The 18,333-nt window shown below is 65.1% G+C and carries 27 protein-coding genes; 19 read left to right on the top strand and 8 right to left on the bottom strand.

Going from position 1 to position 18,333, the window contains the following annotated elements:
* Positions 1-6 precede the first annotated feature (6 nt).
* The 12 genes from rpsJ to KIT86_RS12685 all read left to right on the top strand — a co-directional run bounded on the left by rpsJ (position 7) and on the right by KIT86_RS12685 (position 6,034).
* On the top strand, positions 7-321 hold the full coding sequence (gene rpsJ / locus KIT86_RS12740; RefSeq protein ID WP_056266806.1) for a 30S ribosomal protein S10: 315 nt from the start codon (positions 7-9) through the stop codon (positions 319-321).
* Between the two features lie 199 nt (positions 322-520).
* On the top strand, positions 521-1,195 hold the full coding sequence (gene rplC, locus KIT86_RS12735) for a 50S ribosomal protein L3 (protein ID WP_297398882.1): 675 nt from the start codon (positions 521-523) through the stop codon (positions 1,193-1,195).
* Positions 1,195-1,815 (top strand): 50S ribosomal protein L4, encoded by a 621-nt coding sequence (rplD, locus tag KIT86_RS12730; RefSeq protein ID WP_291114572.1) that lies wholly within the window; start codon positions 1,195-1,197, stop codon positions 1,813-1,815. The genes rplC and rplD overlap by 1 nt, the downstream gene beginning before the upstream one ends.
* Entirely contained in the window at positions 1,812-2,126 is a 315-nt protein-coding gene (rplW, locus tag KIT86_RS12725) for a 50S ribosomal protein L23 (RefSeq protein WP_068174618.1), read from the top strand. The genes rplD and rplW overlap by 4 nt, the downstream gene beginning before the upstream one ends.
* A gap of 2 nt (positions 2,127-2,128) precedes the next feature.
* Positions 2,129-2,953: a 50S ribosomal protein L2 gene (rplB, locus tag KIT86_RS12720; RefSeq protein WP_291114567.1), complete on the top strand. Its 825-nt coding sequence runs from the start codon at positions 2,129-2,131 to the stop codon at positions 2,951-2,953.
* Positions 2,954-2,965: 12 nt separating this feature from the next.
* Positions 2,966-3,241 carry a 30S ribosomal protein S19 gene (gene rpsS / locus KIT86_RS12715; RefSeq protein WP_204735724.1) on the top strand — a complete coding sequence of 92 codons (276 nt, stop codon included), beginning with the start codon at positions 2,966-2,968 and terminating at the stop codon, positions 3,239-3,241.
* Positions 3,242-3,250: 9 nt separating this feature from the next.
* Positions 3,251-3,580, top strand: coding sequence for a 50S ribosomal protein L22 (gene rplV / locus KIT86_RS12710; protein ID WP_204735725.1), 330 nt, complete (start codon positions 3,251-3,253; stop codon positions 3,578-3,580).
* 15 nt (positions 3,581-3,595) lie between these two features.
* Positions 3,596-4,471, top strand: a complete 876-nt coding sequence (gene rpsC / locus KIT86_RS12705; protein ID WP_291114559.1) for a 30S ribosomal protein S3 — start codon at positions 3,596-3,598, stop codon at positions 4,469-4,471.
* Between the two features lie 2 nt (positions 4,472-4,473).
* Positions 4,474-4,890, top strand: a complete 417-nt coding sequence (gene rplP / locus KIT86_RS12700) for a 50S ribosomal protein L16 (protein WP_066089098.1) — start codon at positions 4,474-4,476, stop codon at positions 4,888-4,890.
* Between the two features lie 16 nt (positions 4,891-4,906).
* Positions 4,907-5,113: a 50S ribosomal protein L29 gene (rpmC, locus tag KIT86_RS12695; RefSeq protein WP_291114553.1), complete on the top strand. Its 207-nt coding sequence runs from the start codon at positions 4,907-4,909 to the stop codon at positions 5,111-5,113.
* Between the two features lie 9 nt (positions 5,114-5,122).
* A complete protein-coding gene (gene rpsQ / locus KIT86_RS12690) occupies positions 5,123-5,392 on the top strand; it encodes a 30S ribosomal protein S17 (protein ID WP_297398871.1) in 270 nt (89 codons plus the stop codon).
* A 129-nt stretch (positions 5,393-5,521) separates the two neighbouring features.
* Positions 5,522-6,034 (top strand): peroxiredoxin, encoded by a 513-nt coding sequence (locus KIT86_RS12685; RefSeq protein ID WP_297398869.1) that lies wholly within the window; start codon positions 5,522-5,524, stop codon positions 6,032-6,034.
* A 66-nt stretch (positions 6,035-6,100) separates the two neighbouring features.
* On the opposite strand, the gene KIT86_RS12680 is transcribed toward KIT86_RS12685, so the two are convergent.
* Positions 6,101-6,598, bottom strand: a complete 498-nt coding sequence (locus KIT86_RS12680) for a GNAT family N-acetyltransferase (protein ID WP_297398867.1) — start codon at positions 6,596-6,598, stop codon at positions 6,101-6,103.
* Between the two features lie 73 nt (positions 6,599-6,671).
* On the bottom strand, positions 6,672-7,340 hold the full coding sequence (locus KIT86_RS12675; RefSeq protein ID WP_297398866.1) for a cytochrome b/b6 domain-containing protein: 669 nt from the start codon (positions 7,338-7,340) through the stop codon (positions 6,672-6,674).
* 150 nt (positions 7,341-7,490) lie between these two features.
* On the opposite strand from KIT86_RS12675, the gene KIT86_RS12670 reads away from it, so the two are divergent.
* Positions 7,491-7,940: a cytochrome c gene (locus tag KIT86_RS12670; RefSeq protein ID WP_297398865.1), complete on the top strand. Its 450-nt coding sequence runs from the start codon at positions 7,491-7,493 to the stop codon at positions 7,938-7,940.
* 72 nt (positions 7,941-8,012) lie between these two features.
* Here the strand turns inward: KIT86_RS12670 and KIT86_RS12665 are convergent, their stop codons facing one another.
* Positions 8,013-8,540: a TlpA disulfide reductase family protein gene (locus KIT86_RS12665; protein ID WP_297398863.1), complete on the bottom strand. Its 528-nt coding sequence runs from the start codon at positions 8,538-8,540 to the stop codon at positions 8,013-8,015.
* Positions 8,541-8,613: 73 nt separating this feature from the next.
* On the opposite strand from KIT86_RS12665, the gene KIT86_RS12660 reads away from it, so the two are divergent.
* Positions 8,614-9,318 carry a DUF4197 domain-containing protein gene (locus KIT86_RS12660; protein WP_297398862.1) on the top strand — a complete coding sequence of 235 codons (705 nt, stop codon included), beginning with the start codon at positions 8,614-8,616 and terminating at the stop codon, positions 9,316-9,318.
* Between the two features lie 28 nt (positions 9,319-9,346).
* Here the strand turns inward: KIT86_RS12660 and KIT86_RS12655 are convergent, their stop codons facing one another.
* Together KIT86_RS12655 and KIT86_RS12650 are read right to left on the bottom strand one after the other, a co-directional pair.
* Entirely contained in the window at positions 9,347-9,775 is a 429-nt protein-coding gene (locus KIT86_RS12655; RefSeq protein WP_297398860.1) for a thioredoxin fold domain-containing protein, read from the bottom strand.
* Between the two features lie 25 nt (positions 9,776-9,800).
* Positions 9,801-11,066, bottom strand: a complete 1,266-nt coding sequence (locus KIT86_RS12650; protein ID WP_297398858.1) for a CaiB/BaiF CoA-transferase family protein — start codon at positions 11,064-11,066, stop codon at positions 9,801-9,803.
* Between the two features lie 67 nt (positions 11,067-11,133).
* Between KIT86_RS12650 and KIT86_RS12645 the strand changes: the two genes are divergently transcribed.
* From KIT86_RS12645 to ptsP, 5 genes are all read left to right on the top strand, one after another.
* Positions 11,134-11,700, top strand: a complete 567-nt coding sequence (locus tag KIT86_RS12645; protein WP_297398856.1) for a hypothetical protein — start codon at positions 11,134-11,136, stop codon at positions 11,698-11,700.
* A complete protein-coding gene (locus KIT86_RS12640) occupies positions 11,697-12,995 on the top strand; it encodes an MFS transporter (protein WP_297398854.1) in 1,299 nt (432 codons plus the stop codon). Before KIT86_RS12645 ends, KIT86_RS12640 begins: the two co-directional genes overlap by 4 nt.
* 9 nt (positions 12,996-13,004) lie before the next feature.
* Positions 13,005-13,451, top strand: a complete 447-nt coding sequence (locus tag KIT86_RS12635; RefSeq protein ID WP_297398852.1) for a PTS fructose transporter subunit IIA — start codon at positions 13,005-13,007, stop codon at positions 13,449-13,451.
* Positions 13,420-13,689 carry an HPr family phosphocarrier protein gene (locus tag KIT86_RS12630; protein ID WP_297398850.1) on the top strand — a complete coding sequence of 90 codons (270 nt, stop codon included), beginning with the start codon at positions 13,420-13,422 and terminating at the stop codon, positions 13,687-13,689. Before KIT86_RS12635 ends, KIT86_RS12630 begins: the two co-directional genes overlap by 32 nt.
* Positions 13,690-13,804: 115 nt before the next feature.
* The gene (ptsP, locus tag KIT86_RS12625; protein WP_297398848.1) at positions 13,805-15,559 is read left to right on the top strand and encodes a phosphoenolpyruvate--protein phosphotransferase; all 1,755 of its coding nucleotides are present in this window, start codon (positions 13,805-13,807) and stop codon (positions 15,557-15,559) included.
* Here the strand turns inward: ptsP and KIT86_RS12620 are convergent.
* The 3 genes from KIT86_RS12620 to lipA all read right to left on the bottom strand — a co-directional run bounded on the left by KIT86_RS12620 (position 15,556) and on the right by lipA (position 18,327).
* Entirely contained in the window at positions 15,556-16,506 is a 951-nt protein-coding gene (locus KIT86_RS12620; protein ID WP_297398846.1) for a DMT family transporter, read from the bottom strand. The two genes, ptsP and KIT86_RS12620, sit on opposite strands and share 4 nt — an antisense overlap.
* 104 nt (positions 16,507-16,610) lie before the next feature.
* Positions 16,611-17,309, bottom strand: coding sequence for an AraC family transcriptional regulator (locus KIT86_RS12615; RefSeq protein WP_297398844.1), 699 nt, complete (start codon positions 17,307-17,309; stop codon positions 16,611-16,613).
* A 1-nt stretch (position 17,310) separates the two neighbouring features.
* Positions 17,311-18,327: a lipoyl synthase gene (lipA, locus tag KIT86_RS12610; protein ID WP_297398842.1), complete on the bottom strand. Its 1,017-nt coding sequence runs from the start codon at positions 18,325-18,327 to the stop codon at positions 17,311-17,313.
* Between the last annotated feature and the right edge of the window lie 6 nt (positions 18,328-18,333).

Genomic DNA, 18,333 nt, shown 5'->3' with positions numbered 1-18,333 from the left:
GCGGACATGTCCACCAAGCAAAAAATCCGCATCCGCCTCAAGGCCTTCGACTACAAGCTGATCGACAGCTCGGCCGCCGAGATCGTTGACACCGCCAAGCGCACCGGCGCGATCGTCAAGGGTCCCGTGCCCCTGCCGACCCGCATGAAGCGTTTCGACATCCTGCGCTCGCCGCACGTCAACAAGACCAGCCGCGACCAGCTCGAAATCCGCACCCACCAGCGCCTGATGGACATCGTGGACCCGACCGACAAGACGGTCGATGCCCTGATGAAGCTCGACCTGCCAGCTGGCGTGGACGTCGAAATCAAGCTGCAGTAAGGTTTCTCGCCAAGGCACCGCAGGGCATTCGCCCGGCGGTGCTTGCAGAGAAAAAGCCCGCCGGTTATACTGGCGGGCTTTCCGGCTTCTGGCCGGAGATTTCGTGGTGCCGTTTGATCCTGAATCATCGGCCCTTAGCGCGGAACCCCGGTTTCGCACCATCAGCCCCGGCCAATTGAAGTCGGGAACGGAGAAAACAATGAGTCTTAGCAACTCCCTCGGGTTGTTGGGTCGCAAGGTGGGCATGATGCGTCTGTTCACCGATGACGGGGACGCAGTGCCTGTCACGGTGGTCGATGTGTCCAACAACCGTGTGACGCAGGTCAAAACCCTGGCCCATGACGGCTACGATGCGCTGCAGGTCACCTTTGGTGCCCGCCGTGCCTCCCGCGTGACCAAGCCCGAAGCGGGCCACTTGGCCAAGGCCGGTGTTGAAGCCGGTGAAATCATCCAGGAATTCCGCGTCGCCTCCGACGTCGCTGCCCAGTACCAGCCCGGTGCCGTGGTGGCCCCCAATGCGATCTTCGCAGCGGGTCAAAAGGTGGACGTGCAAGGCACCTCGATCGGTAAAGGCTTCGCCGGCACGATCAAACGCCACAACTTCAGCTCGCAGCGCGCGTCGCACGGCAACAGCCGTTCGCACAACGTGCCGGGCTCCATCTCCATGGCCCAGGATCCGGGCCGCGTGTTTCCGGGCAAGAAGATGACCGGGCACATGGGCGATGTGACCAAGACCATCCAGAACCTCGACATCGTGCGCGTGGACGAAGCCCGTCAGCTGCTCATGATCCGCGGCGCCGTTCCCGGCTCCAACGGCGGTTTCGTGACCGTGCGTCCCGCCATCAAGGCCAAATCCGGCAAGGGAGCAAACTGATGCAAGTTGAACTCCTGAACGACCAGGGTCAAGCCTCGTCCAACGTGGACGTGCCCGAGACCGTGTTTGGTCGCGACTACAACGAAGCCCTGATTCACCAACTCGTGGTGGCCTATCAGGCGAACGCCCGTCAAGGTACGCGTGCGCAAAAAGACCGCCAGATGGTCAAGCACTCGACCAAGAAGCCGTTCAAGCAGAAGGGCACCGGCCGCGCTCGCGCCGGTATGACGTCTTCCCCGCTGTGGCGCGGAGGCGGTCGCATCTTCCCGAACAGCCCCGACGAGAACTTCACCCAGAAGCTCAACAAGAAGATGTACCGCGCCGGCATGGCGTCCATCTTCTCGCAGCTGGTGCGTGAAGGCCGTCTGGCCGTGGTCGACTCCCTGAAAGTGGACTCGCCCAAGACCAAGCAGCTGGCCGACAAATTCAAAGCCATGAACCTGCAGTCGGTGCTGGTGATCGCCGAGGAAGTCGACGAGAACCTGTACCTGGCTTCGCGCAACCTGCCCAACGTGCTGGTGGTCGAGCCTCGTTACGCCGATCCGCTGTCGCTGGTGCATTACAAGAAGGTCATCGTCACCAAGGCGGCGATCGACCAGCTCAAGGAGATGTTCGCATGAGCGTCACGAAATACGACGAAGGTCGCCTGATGCAGGTCCTCGTGGCACCGATCGTGTCCGAGAAGGCCACCCAGGTCGCCGAGCAAACCAACGCCGTGATGTTCAAGGTGTTGCGCGATGCCTCCAAGCCCGAGATCAAGGCGGCCGTTGAACTGATGTTCAAGGTCCAGGTCAAGGGCGTTTCCGTGCTCAACCAAAAGGGCAAGTCCAAGCGCTTTGGCAAGACCGTCGGTCGTCGCGACCACGTTCGCAAGGCCTATGTGACGCTGATGCCGGGTCAAGAGCTGAACTTCGGCGGAGAGGGCGTTTAATCATGGCAGTCATCAAGATGAAACCGACTTCGCCAGGCCGTCGCGGCATGGTGAAGGTCACGCGTGACCAGTTGCACAAGGGTGCAGGTTTTGCGCCGCTGCTGGAACCCCAGTTCCAGAAGGCCGGCCGCAACAACAATGGTCACATCACCACCCGTCACAAGGGCGGTGGACACAAGCACCACTATCGCGTGGTCGATTTCCGCCGCAACAAGGACGGCATCCCGGCCAAGGTCGAGCGCATCGAGTACGACCCGAACCGCACGGCGCACATTGCGCTGCTGTGCTACGCCGACGGCGAGCGCCGCTACATCATCGCCCCCCGCGGTGTTGAAGTGGGCGCGACACTGCTGTCCGGCTCGGAGTCGCCCATCCGCGTGGGCAACACCTTGCCGATCCGCAACATCCCGGTCGGTTCGACCATCCATTGCATCGAGCTGCAGGTTGGCAAGGGCGCGCAAATCGCCCGCTCCGCCGGCGCCTCGGCCGTGCTGCTGGCCCGCGAAGGCATCTACGCCCAGGTGCGGATGCGCTCGGGTGAAGTGCGCAAGGTCCACGTGGATTGCCGCGCCACCATCGGCGAAGTGTCCAACCAGGAACACAGCCTGCGCCAATTGGGCAAGGCCGGTGTGAAGCGTCACATGGGCATCCGCCCGACCGTTCGCGGTACCGCGATGAACCCGATCGACCACCCGCACGGTGGTGGTGAAGGCAAGACCGGCGAAGGCCGCGCTCCGGTGGATCCGTGGGGCAACCTGACCAAGGGCTATCGCACCCGCAACAACCGCCGCACGCAGTCGATGATCGTCTCGCGTCGCAAGAAGTAAAGGGTTGACAACATGACTCGCTCACTCAAAAAAGGTCCGTTTGTCGACCACCACCTGCTGGCCAAGGTTGAAAAAGCCCAAGCCACCAAGGACAAAAAGCCCGTCAAGACCTGGTCGCGCCGCTCGATGATCCTGCCCGATTTCATCGGCCTGACCATCGCCGTGCACAACGGCAAGCAGCACGTGCCCGTGTACATCACCGATCAGATGGTGGGACACAAGCTCGGCGAGTTTTCGCTGACGCGCACGTTCAAGGGCCACCCGGCCGACAAAAAAGCGAAGAAGTAAGGACTAACCATGGAAACCCGTTCAATCGTTCGAGGCGTTCGCCTCTCGGTCGACAAAGGCCGACTGGTTGCCGACCTGATTCGTGGCAAGAAGGTCGATCAGGCCCTCAACATCCTGACGTTCACGCAGAAGAAGGCCGCTGGCATCGTCAAGAAGGCTCTTGAGTCCGCCATCGCCAACGCCGAACACAACGACGGCGCCGACATTGACGAACTGAAGGTCAAGACCATCTACGTCGAGCAAGGCACCACGCTCAAGCGCTTCTCGGCCCGCGCCAAAGGCCGCGGCAACCGCATCAGCAAACCCACGTGTCACATCTACGTGACGGTTGGCAACTGAAGAGGTCACAGGAATATGGGACAGAAAATCAACCCCACCGGGTTCCGCCTCGCAGTTTCCCGCAACTGGGCCAGCCGCTGGTACGCAAGCAACCGTGACTTCGCCGGCATGCTGGCCGAAGACATCAAGGTGCGTGAGTACCTCAAGGGCAAGCTGAAGAACGCCGCCGTTTCGCGCGTCGTGATCGAGCGCCCCGCCAAGAACGCCCGCATCACCATCTACTCGGCACGTCCGGGCGTGGTGATCGGCAAGAAGGGTGAGGACATCGAGAAGCTGAAGAAGGAACTGGCCGCCAAGCTGGGCGTGCCGGTGGCTGTCAACATCGAAGAAGTGCGCAAGCCGGAAATCGATGCCAAACTGATCGCCGACAGCATCACGCAGCAGCTCGAAAAGCGCATCATGTTCCGCCGCGCCATGAAGCGCGCAATGCAGAACGCCATGCGCCTGGGCGCACAGGGCATCAAGATCATGTCGTCGGGTCGTCTCAACGGCATTGAAATTGCCCGTTGCGAGTGGTACCGCGAAGGTCGCGTGCCGCTTCACACCCTGCGCGCCGACATCGACTACGGCACGTCCGAAGCCAAGACCACCTACGGCATCATCGGTGTCAAGGTCTGGGTCTACAAAGGCGATACCCTGGGTCGCAACGATGCGCCTGTGGTGGCCGAACCGCGTGTCGAAGAAGAGCGTCGCCCGCGTGGTCCGCGCCGCGAGCGTCCGGCAGGCCCGCCTGCCCGCGCCGCAGTCCGCCGCCCTGGCGCCAATGCCGCTCCGGCCGACGGCAGCGACAAGCCTGCTGAAGCCACTGGCACCGAAACCAAACCCGCCGTTAAGCGCGTTCGCAAAGACGCCGCGCCCGCATCTGCAGCTGCGGACGGCAAAGGAGAATAAACATGTTGCAACCTGCTCGCCGCAAGTTCCGTAAAGAACAAAAAGGCCGCAATACCGGCGTCGCCACCAGTGGCGCCACCGTCGCGTTCGGCGACTTCGGCCTGAAGTCGACCGACCGCGGTCGCCTGACGGCTCGCCAGATCGAGGCCGCACGCCGTGCGATCTCCCGTCACGTCAAGCGTGGCGGCCGCATCTGGATCCGCGTGTTTCCGGACAAGCCGATCTCCCAGAAGCCTGCTGAAGTCCGTATGGGCAACGGCAAGGGTTCGGTGGAGTACTACGTGGCCGAGATCCAGCCTGGCAAGGTGCTCTACGAGATCGTGGGCGTGCCCGAACAGCTGGCCCGCGAGGCATTCACGTTGGCTGCCGCCAAGCTTCCGCTGCGCACCACGTTCGTGACGCGCATGTTGGGTCAGTGATTCAGGAGAACACAAGATGAAAACTGCTGAACTGCGCCAAAAGGATGTGGCCGGCCTCGAAGCCGAAGTGAAGGCACTGCAAAAGGCCCATTTCGGTCTGCGCATGCAAAAAGCCACGCAACAACTCAACAACAACGCCACGCTGGGTGACACCCGCCGTGCGATCGCTCGCGCCAAGACCATCCTGGCCGAGAAGCAGCGCGCCGCCGCCGCTGCCAAATAAGGAGTGACCATGACGGAAGCTAAAACATCCCTCAAGCGCACCTTGGTTGGCAAGGTGGTCAGCGACAAGCGTGCCAAGACCGTGACGGTGTTGGTGGAGCGCCGTGTGAAGCACGAGCTCTACGACAAGATCGTGGCCAAGTCCAGCAAGTACCATGCTCACGACGAGAAGAGCGAGTACAAAATGGGCGACGTGATCGAGATCACCGAAAGCCGTCCGCTGTCCAAGACCAAGAACTGGGTGGCCACGCGCCTGGTGCAAAAGGCCGCGCTGGTCTAAGCCCCATTGCGTTCTTCGCAGCGCAAATCGACAAAGCGACCGACAATTCGGTCGCTTTTTCTTTTTCCGGGCCCGGCATGATCGGGCCCTCCAGCCACGGCCTGCGGGCCACACAACGAGGAGCACGACATGATCAAGGTGGGTGACAAGATTCCGGCGGCCACGCTGATGGAATACAGCGAAGTTGAAGGCAATGGCTGCAGCATCGGCCCGAACCCGGTGGACGTGCAGAAAGCTTCGGCTGGCAAGACGATCGCCGTGTTCGCGCTGCCTGGCGCGTTCACGCCAACCTGTTCCGCCAAGCACGTGCCGGGTTTCGTGCAGCGCGCCGCCGACTTCAAGGCTGCCGGCGTGGACGAGATCTGGTGCTTGAGCGTGAACGACGCTTTCGTGATGGGCGCTTGGGCGCGCGACCAGAAGACGGGCGATAAGGTGCGCATGCTGGCCGATGGCAGCGCCGACTTTGCCAAGGCCACAGGCCTGACCCTCGACCTGACCGGCCGCGGCATGGGTCTGCGCAGCAACCGGTATTCGATGTTGGTCAAGGATGGCGTGGTGAAATCGCTGAACGTCGAAGGCCCTGGCAAGTTCGAGGTGAGCGACGCCGATACCTTGCTCGCCCAGGCCAAAGCTGGCGCCTGATTCTCGATTCAAGCAAAAAGCCGCCGGTGTCGCCACCTGGCGGCTTTTTTCTGGCCGCTTGCCGGCTTAGAGATCGACCTTGAGGTAATGCGCACCTGGAATCGGGTTGTGGTAGTACGGCGCCACCTCGACAAAACCCATCTCCTGGTAGAGCGCTCGTGCCGTCTCCATGTCGCTCAAGGTGTCCAGCAGCATGGTGGTGTAGCCGGACAGTTGACCGTCCGACAGGATGCGCTCCACCAGCAGACGGCCCAGGCCGAAGCCGCGAAAGGCCGGTCGCACGAAGAGGCGCTTCATCTCGCAGGCGTTGAGGTGATCCGTGTTGTAGAGCGGGCGCATGGCGCAGCACCCTGCGGCCTCGCCGTCCACGCATGCCAGCAGCAGCGTGCCGTCGGGCGGTGCGTAGGCGCCAGGCAGCTCGGCGAGCTCGGCATCAAAGCCCTGGAAACACAGGTCGATTCCCAGCCCAGCCTGGTACTCCAGGAAGAGTTGGCGAACGGTCTGCAGGTCGTCGGGAAACTGGGCCGGTCTCAGCGAGATCTCGGCGGTTCCGGTGTCGGTCATGGCAGCGGGGGAGCGGACGCGAAGCCCGGTGGGTGGCGTGGCTGCCACTATACGACAGCGACCGGCCGCATGCTCAAAATGCATTGCCCAGGCTGACCAGCCAGCCGACTGCCGCCGCGCACAGGCCCAGCACCGTCAGGGCCAGCAGGCGCGTGGTGGCTGTGTCGCGGGTGGCAGGGACGGGGATCGGCACCTGCTTGTCGCCGACCACCATGGGACGGACAAGGCCTTGCTTCCTTGCCCACTTGTAGTACGCGATCGCCAGCAAATGCAGGCCGACCAGAAAGAGGACGATGAGTTTGCCGACTTCCTTGTGGTATCCGGTGGCGAGAGACACCGTGTCGCCCGAGACGAATCGCACGAGCGGGCCGAAGAAGGCGATCTCATCGTCGCTCATGAGACCGGTCCCGACCTGCGCGGCGAGAATCAGGAGCAACGCGAAAACAGACAAGGCACCCAACGGGCTGTGGCCGACCGAATGCTCGGGGCGGCCCTCTCCGCGGAGGTAGGCGAGCAACGACGAAGGTGCGTAGATGAAGTGGGTGAAGCGCGACCAGCGGCCGCCGATGAAGCCCCAGACCAGGCGGAACAGCAGCAGCGTCAACACCGCATAGCCCAGGCGAAGGTGCCAATTCATCCAGTTGCCGCCCATGCTGCCGGTGACGATCAGCCCGATGACGCAGGCGGCCAGGAGCCAGTGGAACAGACGGGTGGGCAGGTCCCAGACGCGGATGGTGTGCATGGTGAGGTTGGATGGGTGAGTTTGGAATCGAGGAATAGAGAAGGTATATCGAAAAACGTTCAGATGGAACTTCGGCCAACTCCCTACACTCCTGATCGGGTGGCTCCCCGAGCCACGCCGCAACGCCCCACAACCTCCTCAGGAGTTTTCATGAAAATAATCGCTCCCCTCGCCGTGGCCCTGGCCTTCGGCACCCTGTCGGCATCCGCCTTCGCGCAATTCCAGAAGCCCGAAGACGCGGTGAAATACCGCAAGGGCGCCCTGACTGTGATGGCCAATCACTTCGGCCGCATCGGCGCGATGGCCAATGGCCGCGCACCGTTCGATGCCAAGGTGGCTGCCGAGAGCGCCGCGATTGTGGAAACCATGAGCAAGCTGCCGTGGGAGGGGTTTGTGCCGGGCACCGACAAAGGCGACACGGCCGCCTTGCCCGTGATCTGGACCGAACAGGCCAAGTTCAAGGAAAGCGCGGACAAGCTCCAGACTGCCACCGCGCAACTGGCGGCGGCGGCCAAGACGGGCAATCTCGACAGCGTGAAGACCGCATTCGGCGCCACGGCCCAGACCTGCAAGGCCTGCCACGACGCTTTCCGCAAATAAGTCTGGATTCCGCCAATTGAAAAAGGCCGGGATCGCTCCCGGCCTTTTTCGTGGACACGCGCCCGGTCAGGCTCAAGCCTGCTGAGCCAGCAGCTCTTCGATCAGCTTGTGCAGCGCGGGAAAGTCGGGCTCACCGACATAACGTTTGACGATCCGGCCTTGCTTATCCACCAGGTAGGTGGTGGGCGTGAGCTTGACGTCCCCCCATTGCTTGGCGATGTCGCCGGTGTTGTCCAGCGCGACCTTGAAGGGCAACTGGCGCGATTGCGCAAAATTGAGCACCCAGGCTGGCGGGTCATATTCCATGGCCACGGCCAGCGTCTCGAAGCCCTGCCCCTGGTACTTCTGGTACGTGGCAATGATGGAGGGCATCTCCTTCACGCAGGTCACGCACGTGGTGGCCCAGAAATTCACGAGCGTGACCTTGCCCTTGAGGTCGGCGGTGGTGGCCTTGCTGCCATCGAGCAGCACGAAGGTGGACTCGGGCGCCGGGTCGCGGCCGGAGCATCCTGCCAGGCCAAAGGCGCCAAGGGCACCCAGCGCGGCGGCTGCTTGGAGGGTGCGCCGACGATGCTGGCCGCGGGGGCTGAGATCGGTCATTGTCTTTTCACTTCCTGGGGGCTACATTGCCCCACGTCTTTCATTGAACAGCCTGTTTCCCGGAGGAACCGCCATGCAGCGCCGCCAGTTTACCCAGTCCACCACCGCGATGATCGGCCTCCTGGTCCTCGCGGCCCATCGGCAAGCCTGGGCCTTGTCGCTGGGAGACCTCACCGAAGGCGATGCCAGCCAAGGCATCAAGCTGGCGCTGGAAAAGGGCGCATTGGCCGCAGTGGCATTGCTGGGCAAGGCAGATGGATTCCTGGGCAACCCAAAAGTTCGGATTCCGTTGCCTGGATTTCTGGAAGATGCGTCCAAGTTGCTCAAGATGACCGGCCAGGGCAAGCGCGTGGACGAGTTGGTCACGAGCATGAACCGAGCCGCCGAAGCCGCCGTGCCCATGGGGCGGGACATCTTGGTGGGCGCGGTGAAGTCCATGAGCGTGACCGACGCCAAGAACATCCTGGGCGGTGGCGAGAACTCAGTGACGCAGTTCTTTGCCGAGAAAACGCGCAGCCCGCTGGGCGAGAAGTTCCTGCCCATCGTGACCAGGGCCACCGAGAAAGTGGGGCTGGCCAATCAGTACAACAAAGTGGCCGGCAAGGTGGCTGGCCTGGGGTTGGTCCGTTCGGAAGACGCCAACATCCAGCGCTATGTGACCGGGAAGTCGCTCGACGGGCTTTACACCATCATCGGCGAAGAAGAGCGCAAGATCCGCCAGGATCCGGTGGGCACTGGCAGCGCGCTCCTGAAGAAGGTCTTCGGTGCATTGAAGTGAGCGCATTCTTGCGCAAGATCCCCAGAAATCACTTGATCTTTTGCCGGGCCTCGGCCAGGCGGGCCTCCAGGTACTCGCCATAGAAGTCGGGCACTGCGATGCCCACGAGGCGCTCGGCAAGTTCTCGCCCATCGGGCCCGAAGAACAAGACCGTTGGCGTGAAGCGGGCTTTCCAGGCCCGAGCTTGTTCGGCCGGTGTGCTCATCTGGCCGTCAAAGCCCTGCAGATTGCCGGTGCGATCCATCACATCGATCTGCACCGCATGGATCTTGCCCTCGCGCCGCATGGGCAGGAGGTAGTGGTTGCGCACGATGGCGCAATAGGGACAACCCGTCAACGTGGTCATCACCACCAGCGGCTCGCCGCGGGCGGCAGCGGCTTGCGCGGCGCCGCGCAGCGAAGTGGGGGTGGGCAGGGCCTGCACGGCGGCGGGGGAGGGCGTGGCAGTGTCGCTCATGAGGTGTACCGGTGGGCGTCGTGGTTCAGACCGCGCCGCAGCGTTGGAGTTCGGCCAGGCGCTCGGGCGGGCAGGCCAGCCAGTCGCTCAGCACCTCGGCCGTGTGCTGGCCCAGCAGCGGTGGTGGCAGGTCGTTGCGCACAGGCGTGGCGCCAAGCTTGAGGGGGCTGGCAACCAGATCGACGGCATCGGCCAGGGGATGCGACCAGGTGTGCACCATGCCGCGCGAGCGCACATGCGGGTCGGCGAACACCTCGGCCAGGTTGTTGATGGGCCCACAAGGCACCTTGGCGGCCTCCAGCGCATTCAGCCAGTCGGCTTTGCCGCGCGTCTTGAGCAGCTCGGCCAACAGGGGTATCAGCACCTCGCGATTCCGCACGCGGTTCTGGTTTTGCGCGAAGCGCGGGTCGCTCGCGAGCTCAGGCCGTCCGGCCACCGCGCAGAACTTGGCGAACTGGCCGTCGTTGCCCACGGCAAGGATGATGTACTGCGCCTGGCCTTGGGCATCCGGTGCGACCTCGAACGCCTGGTAGGGGACGATGTTGGCGTGGGCATTGCCTGCCCGGCCCGGCACCTTGCCTTCACCACGGCCGCGGACAAGGTAGTTGGCGCCCAGGTTGGCGAGCATGGCCACCTGGGTGTCCAGCAGCGCCATGTCGATGTGCTGTCCTTCTCCGGTGCGCTCGGCGTGGCGCAGCGCGGCCTGGATGGCGATGGTCGCGTACAGGCCGGTGAACAGGTCCGCCACCGCCACGCCCACCTTCTGCGGACCGCCGCCGGGCAAGGCGTCCCGTTCGCCGGTCACGCTCATGAGGCCGCCCATGGCCTGGATGGCGAAATCGTAGCCTGCGCGGTTCTTGTAGGGCCCGGTCTGACCGAAGCCGGTGATGGAGCAGTAGACAAGCCGGGGGTTGATCGCGCGCAGCGCCGCGTAGTCCAGCCCGTAGCGCGCCATGTCGCCGACCTTGTAGTTCTCGACGAACACGTCGGCCTTGGCGGCGAGCTCGCGGATCAGGGCCTGCCCCTGCGGGGTGGCGATGTCGCAGGTGATAGATCGCTTGTTGCGGTTCGCGCCCAGGTAGTAGGCCGCCTCGGCGGTGTCCTGGCCGTCGCGCCCTTGCAGGAAGGGTGGGCCCCAGCCGCGGGTGTCGTCGCCGCCGGGGTGGTCAGCGCCCGCAGGGCGCTCCACTTTCACCACATCGGCGCCCAGATCGGCCAGGGTCTGCGTGCACCATGGCCCGGCGAGCACGCGCGAGAGATCGAGTATGCGGATACCATCCAGAGCATTCATGTTGCCATTGTGCGCGACCCCGCCTTCGCTGTGGTGTCCCGGCGGTGGCCCCTCTGGCTGGAATCCCATGTCTGTCCCCCTTCCCGGCGGTGTGCCGCGCCGCCGCTTGCGCCCGCTGGGGCTCGCGCTGTCCGCCGGACTGATTCTGGGGGCGTGCAACCCCACTTTCAACTGGCGCGAACTGCGTTCCGAGGGCACGCCGCTGCTGGCACTCATGCCCTGCAAACCCGAGTCCGCCGCTCGGCCGGTGCCGCTCGATGGCGGAGCGCCGGCCGAGTTGCACATGCACAGCTGCGACACGGGTGGCCTGACCTTCGCTGTCGCATGGGCCGACCTGGGCGACGCCGCCCGCGTGCCTGCCGCGCTGGCCGGCTGGCGCAGGGCTTCGCTGGGGGCCGTGCGCATCGACCCCGCGCGCGCCGACGACCCTGTCACACGCTGGCCCGCTTCCGTGCCGGGCGCCTCCCAGGCCCTGGGCCTGGCCGCGCGGGGCAGTGACCACCAGGGACAGCCGGTGCAAGTGCGCGCGGTGCATTTCGCACGTGGCACGCAGGTCTATCAGGCCGCGGTCTACGGCCCCACGGTGCGTGATGACGTGGCCACCACCTTCTTTGACGGACTCAAGCTGCCATGAACCCGACTGTCCGACCCGGCCCTGTGCGTCACGACGGCGAGGTGGCGCCGCACCTCCCGCCAAGCGAGTTGCTGGGGCCTCGCGCGGTGGTCATCGTGTTTCTGACCTTTGCGCTGCCGTACTTCCTGTCGGCGCTGTTGAGGGCCATCACGGCCACGCTCTCGCCCACCCTGAGTGCCGAGATGTCGCTCAACGCAGGCGATCTTGGCCTGCTGGCCGGGGGCTACTTCTTCGGCTTCGCGCTGACGCAACTGCCACTGGGCAACTGGCTCGACCGCCATGGTCCGCGCACCGTGATCCTGTGGTTCCTGGGCGTGGCGGTCGCCGGCTGTGCCGCTTTCGCGCTGGCCACCAGCTTCAGCTGGCTGCTGATTGCGCGCGTGCTCATCGGCATGGGCGTGAGCGCCTGCCTGATGGCGCCCCTTACCGGGTACCGGCGCTGGCTCACGCCTTTGGCTCAGATGCGCGCCAACTCCTGGATGCTCATGACCGGCTCCTTCGGCATGGTGGCGGCCACCCTGCCGGTGCAGTGGCTGATGCCGCTGACCGGCTGGCGTGGCTTGTTCTGGTTGCTGGGCGGGCTGATCCTGCTGTCGATGGTGGGTATCGTGTGGATGGTGCCGCGCTGGCGCCAGACCGAGCCGGTGGAGGCCGCCCCGGTTGCCGAGGCGGGCTATGGCATGGTCTGGCGCCATCCGTATTTCCGCCAGATGGTGCCGATCGGCTTCGTCAACTATGGCGGCATGATCGCCGTGCAGACCCTGTGGGCCGGGCCCTGGATGGTGAAGGTCGCGGGCTATACGCCGGAGCAGGCGGCCGGCGGCCTGTTCGGCATCAACCTCTGCATGCTGTGCACTTTCTGGCTCTGGGGCATGTTCAATCCGCGGCTGGCACGCCAGGGCTGGTTGCCCGAACGCCTGATCGCCTGGGGCCTGCCGCTGAGTTTCGTCGTGCTGGCCGCCATCGTGCTGCTGGGCGAGCGTGCCGGCTGGCCGCTCTGGGCCCTCTACTGTGTCAGCTGCACCGTGGGCTCGCTGTCCCAACCCGCAGTGGCCCTGGCCCTGCCGGCCGAGGCTGCCGGGCGGGCGCTCTCGGGCTACAACCTGGTCATTTTCGGGGGCGTATTCGTCGTGCAGTGGGGCATCGGGTTGCTGATCGATGCCCTTGGGCTGTTCGTGGGCAACGAGATCGCCCGCTACCGAGGTGCCATTGCGCTCTTTGGCCTCTGTGGCGTTCTTGCCTACGCTGTGTTCCTGCACGCCCACCTTCGTCGCGCAGCCGGCCGCGCGGGCTAAACTGGCGCCATGAACGGCATCCTCATCATGGCGCACGCGCCGCTGGCCACCGCCCTGCGCCAGTGCGTGCTGCACGTGTTTCCCGACAGCGCCGACGCGGTGTCGGCCCTGGATGTGCAACCCAACGTGCCGCCGGAGGAGTCGCTGGCGCAGGCCCGCGCCCTCATGCGCCAGATGCACCTGCCACAGACGCTGGTCGTGACCGACGTGTTTGGCGCCACGCCTTGCAACGTGGCGCAGAAACTCATCGACGGCATCAATTCCAAACTCATCACCGGCGTGAACCTGCCCATGCTGCTGCGCACCGTGTCGTACCGCCATGAATCGTTGGACGCGCTGATCTCGCGCGCCATGATCGGTGCCACACAAGGTGTCATCCAGGTGGCGGTGACCGCACCTCAGAACCAGGCCAGAAGAGCCACGCATGATCAAGACCACCGTGACCATCAGCAATAAGCTCGGGCTGCACGCGCGCGCCTCGGCCAAACTCACCAAACTCGCCGGCGGCTTTGCCTGCGACGTGTGGATGTCGCGCGGCGAGCGGCGCGTCAATGCCAAGAGCATCATGGGCGTCATGATGCTGGCCGCGGGCATCGGCAGCGTGGTCGAGATCGAGACCGACGGCAAGGACGAGCAGCCCGCCATGGACGCGCTGGTGGCGCTGGTCAACGACAAGTTCGGCGAGGGCGAATGAAGCCTCCACGCTCCACCGTTGCGCGAGTCGCTGCCACCCAAGGGGGCTGGACCGCCCAGGGAGCGACCTGGCGGTGGCCTGACCCACTTCTTGGCGGCAACGCCCAGGAGCGGGCATGACAATTTCAATTCACGGCCTGGCGGTCTCCCGGGGCATTGCCATCGGACGGGCCGTGATCGTGGCGTCAAGCCGCGTGGATGTGGCGCACTACTTTGTGCAGGCCGACCAGGTCGAGGGTGAGATCGAGCGCCTGCGTCAGGCGCGCAACGCGGTGGCCGAGGAGATCGTGAAGGTGCAGCAAAGCCTGCACGATCTCGGTCCGAACGATGCTCACCCCGAACTCACCGCGCTGCTGGATGTGCACCTGATGCTGTTGCAGGACGAGCAACTCACCGGCGGCGTGAAGCACTGGATCGTGGACCGGCATTACAACGCCGAATGGGCGCTGACCACCCAACTCGAGGTGATCGCGCGCCAGTTTGACGAAATGGAAGATCCTTACCTGCGCGAGCGCAAGGCCGACCTGGAGCAGGTGGTCGAGCGCATGCTGCGCTTCATGCGCGGTGTGGCTTCGCCGGTGGCCCCTGGAGGCGATGCCAAGGGGGTACACGACAGCACCATCGAAGTGCCTCTGGTGCTGATCGCGCACGACCTGTCCCCCGCCGACATGCTGCAGTTCAAGCAGAGCGTCTTCGCTGGCTTCGTCACCGACGTGGGCGGCAAGACCAGCCACACCGCCATCGTCGCGCGCAGCATGGACATTCCCGCGGTGGTGGGCGCGCGCTCGTCCAGCCAGCTCATCCAGCAGGACGACTGGGTCATCATCGATGGAGACGCTGGCGTGGTGCTGGTCGATCCCTCGCCCATCCTGCTGGCCGAGTATGGCTTCAAGCAACGCCAGGGCGAGGTCGAGCGTGAACGCCTCTCTCGCCTGAAGAACACGCCTGCCGTCACCCTCGATGGGCAGAAGATCGAGCTGCTCGCCAACATCGAACAGCCCGAGGATGCCGTGGCCGCGCTCCGGGCCGGTGCCGTGGGAGTGGGGCTGTTCCGCAGCGAGTTCCTGTTCATGGGGCGTGCCGGCAAGCTGCCCGACGAGGAAGAGCAATACCACGCCTACCGGCGCGCGGTCGAGGGCATGCAGGGACTGCCCGTCACCATCCGCACCGTCGACGTGGGCGCGGACAAGCCGCTGGACCGGGGCGCCTCGCGCGCGGGCGAGGACCACCTCAATCCGGCGCTGGGGCTGCGAGCCATCCGCTGGAGTCTGGCCGAGCCAGCCATGTTCCTGGTGCAGTTGCGTGCCATCCTGCGCTCCGCGGCGCATGGCCCGGTGCACCTGCTCATTCCCATGCTGGCGCATGCCAGCGAGATCCGCCAGACCCTGGCCCTGGTCAACCGCGCCCGTGAACAGCTGGACAGTGCCGGCATCGCGCATGGCCACGTCAAGCTCGGCGCGATGATCGAAGTGCCGGCTGCGGCACTGACCATCCCGCTGTTCCTTCGCTATTTCGATTTCCTGTCCGTCGGCACCAACGACTTGATCCAGTACACGCTGGCGATCGACCGTGCCGACGAAGCCGTGTCGCACCTCTATGACCCGGTGCACCCGGCGGTGCTGCACCTGCTGGCCAGCACCATCGAGCAGTGCCGGGCCAAAGGCAAGGGCGTGAGCGTGTGCGGCGAGATGGCTGGCGATGTGAGCCTCACGCGACTGCTGCTGGGGCTGGGCCTGCGCAGTTTCTCCATGCACCCCTCGCAGATCCTGGCGGTCAAGCAGCAGATCCTTCGTTGCGATACCACGCGCCTGCAGACCTGGGCGCAGAGCGTGCTTGCCGCAGAAGACCCCGCGGCCCTGATGACCGACTAGTTCCCGTGCTCCGGCGCCCGCGTCTGGTGCGCTGAGATACCCGCCAGCACGCTGGCGCTCACGAGCACCATGGCCAGGGCCTCCAGTGCCGTAGGCCAGCGAGCTTCCCAAAGGAAACCGTAGAGCAGGGCGAACAGGGTCTCGAACAGGATCATCTGGCCGATCATGGTCAGCGGCAACAGGCGGCTGGCCCGGTTCCAGAATGCGTTGCCCAGGATCGAGGCCATGATCGCCATGCCGGCGGCAACGCCGACGAAACGTCCCCATTGCGCGCCAGTGTGGTCGCTAAGGTTGCTGCCGATAAAGGCGGGCACCGCCAGAAGCAGGGCCAGCCCGCCCGTCACCAGGCCGGTGAGCAAGCTCCAGTCGTGCGAGGAGACGTGGTCCAGGCGAAGCAGCCAGCGGCTGTTGCTCACCGCGTAGGCGGTCCAGGCCGCCAGCGCACCGAGCGCGCAGAGAAAACCCGTGAAGCGGATGGCCACAGGCGCCTCGGACGGCACGCCCAGCGCCTGCCAGGCCACGCAGGCAATCCCCGCGATGCCCAGTGCCAGAGTGAGCGCCAGTCGGCGCAACGGCACCGCACCTTGGCCGCGACTGCCGATGAGCGTGACCGCCACCGGCAGAAATCCGATGACCAGCGAAGTCATGGCCATGCCACCCAGTTGCACCGCCGACGCCAGCAGCACGTAGTACAGGATATTGCCCAGCAGGCTCAGCCGCAGCAGGGCCCACCACTCCGGCCGACCGAGCCTGGGGGCCAAAGCATGCCAGCGCGGCGCGATCAGAGCCAGGGCCACCAGGCCATAGGCCAGATAGCGGGCGGCGGACAGCTGCAAGGGTGAGAAGTCGCGAGCGAGCTCGGGTGCCAGGAACACAAAACCCCAGGCGGCGCCAGCGGCGGCGCCAAAGCCGATGCCCAGCGGGAGGGAGTGGCGATGACGGCTCATTGGTGACCAGGCAAGAGGATGAGACCCATGCCGCAAGCTTAGCCCGGGCCCTCGTCGCGATCCGACGGTTTGTCGTTGCGCGGCGCCGGTCTTGAAGGGGGTGGTCAATCGCGCGGCAAGTCGCGGCGCAGCGCGGCCGTCAGTGCCGAGGGCGAGCGGTAGCCGATGCGGCGGGCCGTGTCGGCCACGCTCAGCCCGCCTGCGCGCCAGGCGCGGGCCTGGGCCAGGCGTTGCCGGCGCAGCCATTGCATGGGGCTGTCGCCTTGCTCGGCCTGGCAGCGCACGGTGAACTGTGACGGGCTCAGGTGCACCTGCGAAGCCAGGTCGGCCACGGTGAGAGGTGTTTGCCAGCGCGCCTGCAGCCACTGGCCCAGTGCGGCCCAATCGATGGGGCGGCGATGCCGTTCCAGGGGCGGGGGTGCCGTGTGATGGTGTGGCAACCAGGCCTCGAGCAGCAGGCCTGCGCCGGCCTGGCGCGCGCGCGGCAGACCGGCCGTGATGGCGGCGGCCAGGTAACGTGCCAGGACGTGCACGCCAGGCGGGGCTGCTGCGACAGCCCGGGCCCAGGCAGGGTCGTGCGAGTCCAGCACCAGGCAACGCGTGGCGCCGCGCCCTTCGAAGTCATGGTGCTCGCCCGGTGGCACCACGCATCCGTCGCCGGCCGCAATGCGTTGCCCGCGACCGGCGACCTCCAGTTCGAGCACACCCTCCAGACCCACGAGGATCTGGAAGTGCTCGTGATCGTGGCTGCCGTGCGAGGCGCCGTAGTCGCGCACGCTCAAGTGGTCGTGCGCGCCGGGCATGTCACTTCACTTCGGGATTGAGCACGCCATGGGCCTGTTGGTCGGCGTGGTACGAGCTGCGCACCATGGCGCCCACGGCAGCGTGCGTGAAGCCCATTTCGTAGGCCTTGTCCTCGAACATCTTGAAGGTGTCCGGGTGCACGTAGCGGCGCACGGGCAGGTGATGGCCGCTGGGGGCGAGGTATTGTCCGATGGTCAACATGTCGATGTGGTGCGCGCGCATGTCCCGCATCACATCGAGAATTTCCTCGTCGGTTTCGCCCAGACCCACCATGAGGCCGCTCTTGGTCGGCACGTGCGGAAACAGTGCCTTGAACTTCTTGAGCAGGTTCAGGCTGAACTGGTAGTCCGAACCGGGGCGCGCTTCCTTGTACAGGCGCGGCACTGTCTCCAGGTTGTGGTTCATCACATCCGGCGGTGCGGCCTTGAGAATGTCAAGCGCGCGGTCGTCGCGGCCCCGGAAGTCGGGCACCAGCACCTCGATCTGCGTCTGCGGCGACAAAGCGCGCGTCTTCTCGATACAGGCCACGAAGTGGCCTGCGCCGCCGTCGCGCAGATCGTCGCGGTCCACGCTGGTGATCACCACGTATTTCAGGTTCAGCTGCGCAATCGTCTTGGCCAGGTTGTCGGGCTCGTTCACGTCCAGCGGATCGGGGCGGCCGTGGCCTACGTCGCAAAACGGGCAGCGGCGCGTGCACTTGTCGCCCATGATCATGAAGGTGGCCGTGCCTTTGCCGAAGCACTCGCCGATGTTGGGGCAACTGGCTTCTTCGCACACCGTCACCAGCTTGTTGGTGCGCAGGATGTCCTTGATCTCGTAGAAGCGCGTGGTCGGGCTGCCGGCCTTGACGCGGATCCATTCGGGTTTCTTCAGCACCTCGGCAGGCACGACCTTGATCGGGATGCGCGCGGTCTTGGCCTGGCTTTTCTGCTTGGCCGTGGCGTCATAGCTGGCAGCGGGCTGGGCGTCGCGAACGGTGCTGCTGGCGGGAGCCGAGGGGGTGTCAAGGCGGGTCATGGCGTG

Origin of the sequence: Hydrogenophaga sp. (genome assembly GCF_026125825.1) — a bacterium.
Taxonomy (GTDB): domain Bacteria; phylum Pseudomonadota; class Gammaproteobacteria; order Burkholderiales; family Burkholderiaceae_C; genus Hydrogenophaga.
The sequence above is the reverse complement of the archived record's forward strand: the minus strand, read 5'-3'. Positions and strand labels throughout refer to the sequence as shown.

What these genes read in the sequence shown, in the direction of transcription:
- rpsJ (WP_056266806.1), top strand. Translation starts at nt 7, where the DNA reads ATGTCCACCAAGCAAAAAATCCGCATCCGCCTCAAGGCCTTCGACTAC.
- rplC (WP_297398882.1), top strand. Translation starts at nt 521, where the DNA reads ATGAGTCTTAGCAACTCCCTCGGGTTGTTGGGTCGCAAGGTGGGCATG.
- rplD (WP_291114572.1), top strand. Translation starts at nt 1,195, where the DNA reads ATGCAAGTTGAACTCCTGAACGACCAGGGTCAAGCCTCGTCCAACGTG.
- rplW (WP_068174618.1), top strand. Translation starts at nt 1,812, where the DNA reads ATGAGCGTCACGAAATACGACGAAGGTCGCCTGATGCAGGTCCTCGTG.
- rplB (WP_291114567.1), top strand. Translation starts at nt 2,129, where the DNA reads ATGGCAGTCATCAAGATGAAACCGACTTCGCCAGGCCGTCGCGGCATG.
- rpsS (WP_204735724.1), top strand. Translation starts at nt 2,966, where the DNA reads ATGACTCGCTCACTCAAAAAAGGTCCGTTTGTCGACCACCACCTGCTG.
- rplV (WP_204735725.1), top strand. Translation starts at nt 3,251, where the DNA reads ATGGAAACCCGTTCAATCGTTCGAGGCGTTCGCCTCTCGGTCGACAAA.
- rpsC (WP_291114559.1), top strand. Translation starts at nt 3,596, where the DNA reads ATGGGACAGAAAATCAACCCCACCGGGTTCCGCCTCGCAGTTTCCCGC.
- rplP (WP_066089098.1), top strand. Translation starts at nt 4,474, where the DNA reads ATGTTGCAACCTGCTCGCCGCAAGTTCCGTAAAGAACAAAAAGGCCGC.
- rpmC (WP_291114553.1), top strand. Translation starts at nt 4,907, where the DNA reads ATGAAAACTGCTGAACTGCGCCAAAAGGATGTGGCCGGCCTCGAAGCC.
- rpsQ (WP_297398871.1), top strand. Translation starts at nt 5,123, where the DNA reads ATGACGGAAGCTAAAACATCCCTCAAGCGCACCTTGGTTGGCAAGGTG.
- KIT86_RS12685 (WP_297398869.1), top strand. Translation starts at nt 5,522, where the DNA reads ATGATCAAGGTGGGTGACAAGATTCCGGCGGCCACGCTGATGGAATAC.
- KIT86_RS12680 (WP_297398867.1), bottom strand. Translation starts at nt 6,598, where the DNA reads ATGACCGACACCGGAACCGCCGAGATCTCGCTGAGACCGGCCCAGTTT.
- KIT86_RS12675 (WP_297398866.1), bottom strand. Translation starts at nt 7,340, where the DNA reads ATGCACACCATCCGCGTCTGGGACCTGCCCACCCGTCTGTTCCACTGG.
- KIT86_RS12670 (WP_297398865.1), top strand. Translation starts at nt 7,491, where the DNA reads ATGAAAATAATCGCTCCCCTCGCCGTGGCCCTGGCCTTCGGCACCCTG.
- KIT86_RS12665 (WP_297398863.1), bottom strand. Translation starts at nt 8,540, where the DNA reads ATGACCGATCTCAGCCCCCGCGGCCAGCATCGTCGGCGCACCCTCCAA.
- KIT86_RS12660 (WP_297398862.1), top strand. Translation starts at nt 8,614, where the DNA reads ATGCAGCGCCGCCAGTTTACCCAGTCCACCACCGCGATGATCGGCCTC.
- KIT86_RS12655 (WP_297398860.1), bottom strand. Translation starts at nt 9,775, where the DNA reads ATGAGCGACACTGCCACGCCCTCCCCCGCCGCCGTGCAGGCCCTGCCC.
- KIT86_RS12650 (WP_297398858.1), bottom strand. Translation starts at nt 11,066, where the DNA reads ATGAATGCTCTGGATGGTATCCGCATACTCGATCTCTCGCGCGTGCTC.
- KIT86_RS12645 (WP_297398856.1), top strand. Translation starts at nt 11,134, where the DNA reads ATGTCTGTCCCCCTTCCCGGCGGTGTGCCGCGCCGCCGCTTGCGCCCG.
- KIT86_RS12640 (WP_297398854.1), top strand. Translation starts at nt 11,697, where the DNA reads ATGAACCCGACTGTCCGACCCGGCCCTGTGCGTCACGACGGCGAGGTG.
- KIT86_RS12635 (WP_297398852.1), top strand. Translation starts at nt 13,005, where the DNA reads ATGAACGGCATCCTCATCATGGCGCACGCGCCGCTGGCCACCGCCCTG.
- KIT86_RS12630 (WP_297398850.1), top strand. Translation starts at nt 13,420, where the DNA reads ATGATCAAGACCACCGTGACCATCAGCAATAAGCTCGGGCTGCACGCG.
- ptsP (WP_297398848.1), top strand. Translation starts at nt 13,805, where the DNA reads ATGACAATTTCAATTCACGGCCTGGCGGTCTCCCGGGGCATTGCCATC.
- KIT86_RS12620 (WP_297398846.1), bottom strand. Translation starts at nt 16,506, where the DNA reads ATGAGCCGTCATCGCCACTCCCTCCCGCTGGGCATCGGCTTTGGCGCC.
- KIT86_RS12615 (WP_297398844.1), bottom strand. Translation starts at nt 17,309, where the DNA reads ATGCCCGGCGCGCACGACCACTTGAGCGTGCGCGACTACGGCGCCTCG.
- lipA (WP_297398842.1), bottom strand. Translation starts at nt 18,327, where the DNA reads ATGACCCGCCTTGACACCCCCTCGGCTCCCGCCAGCAGCACCGTTCGC.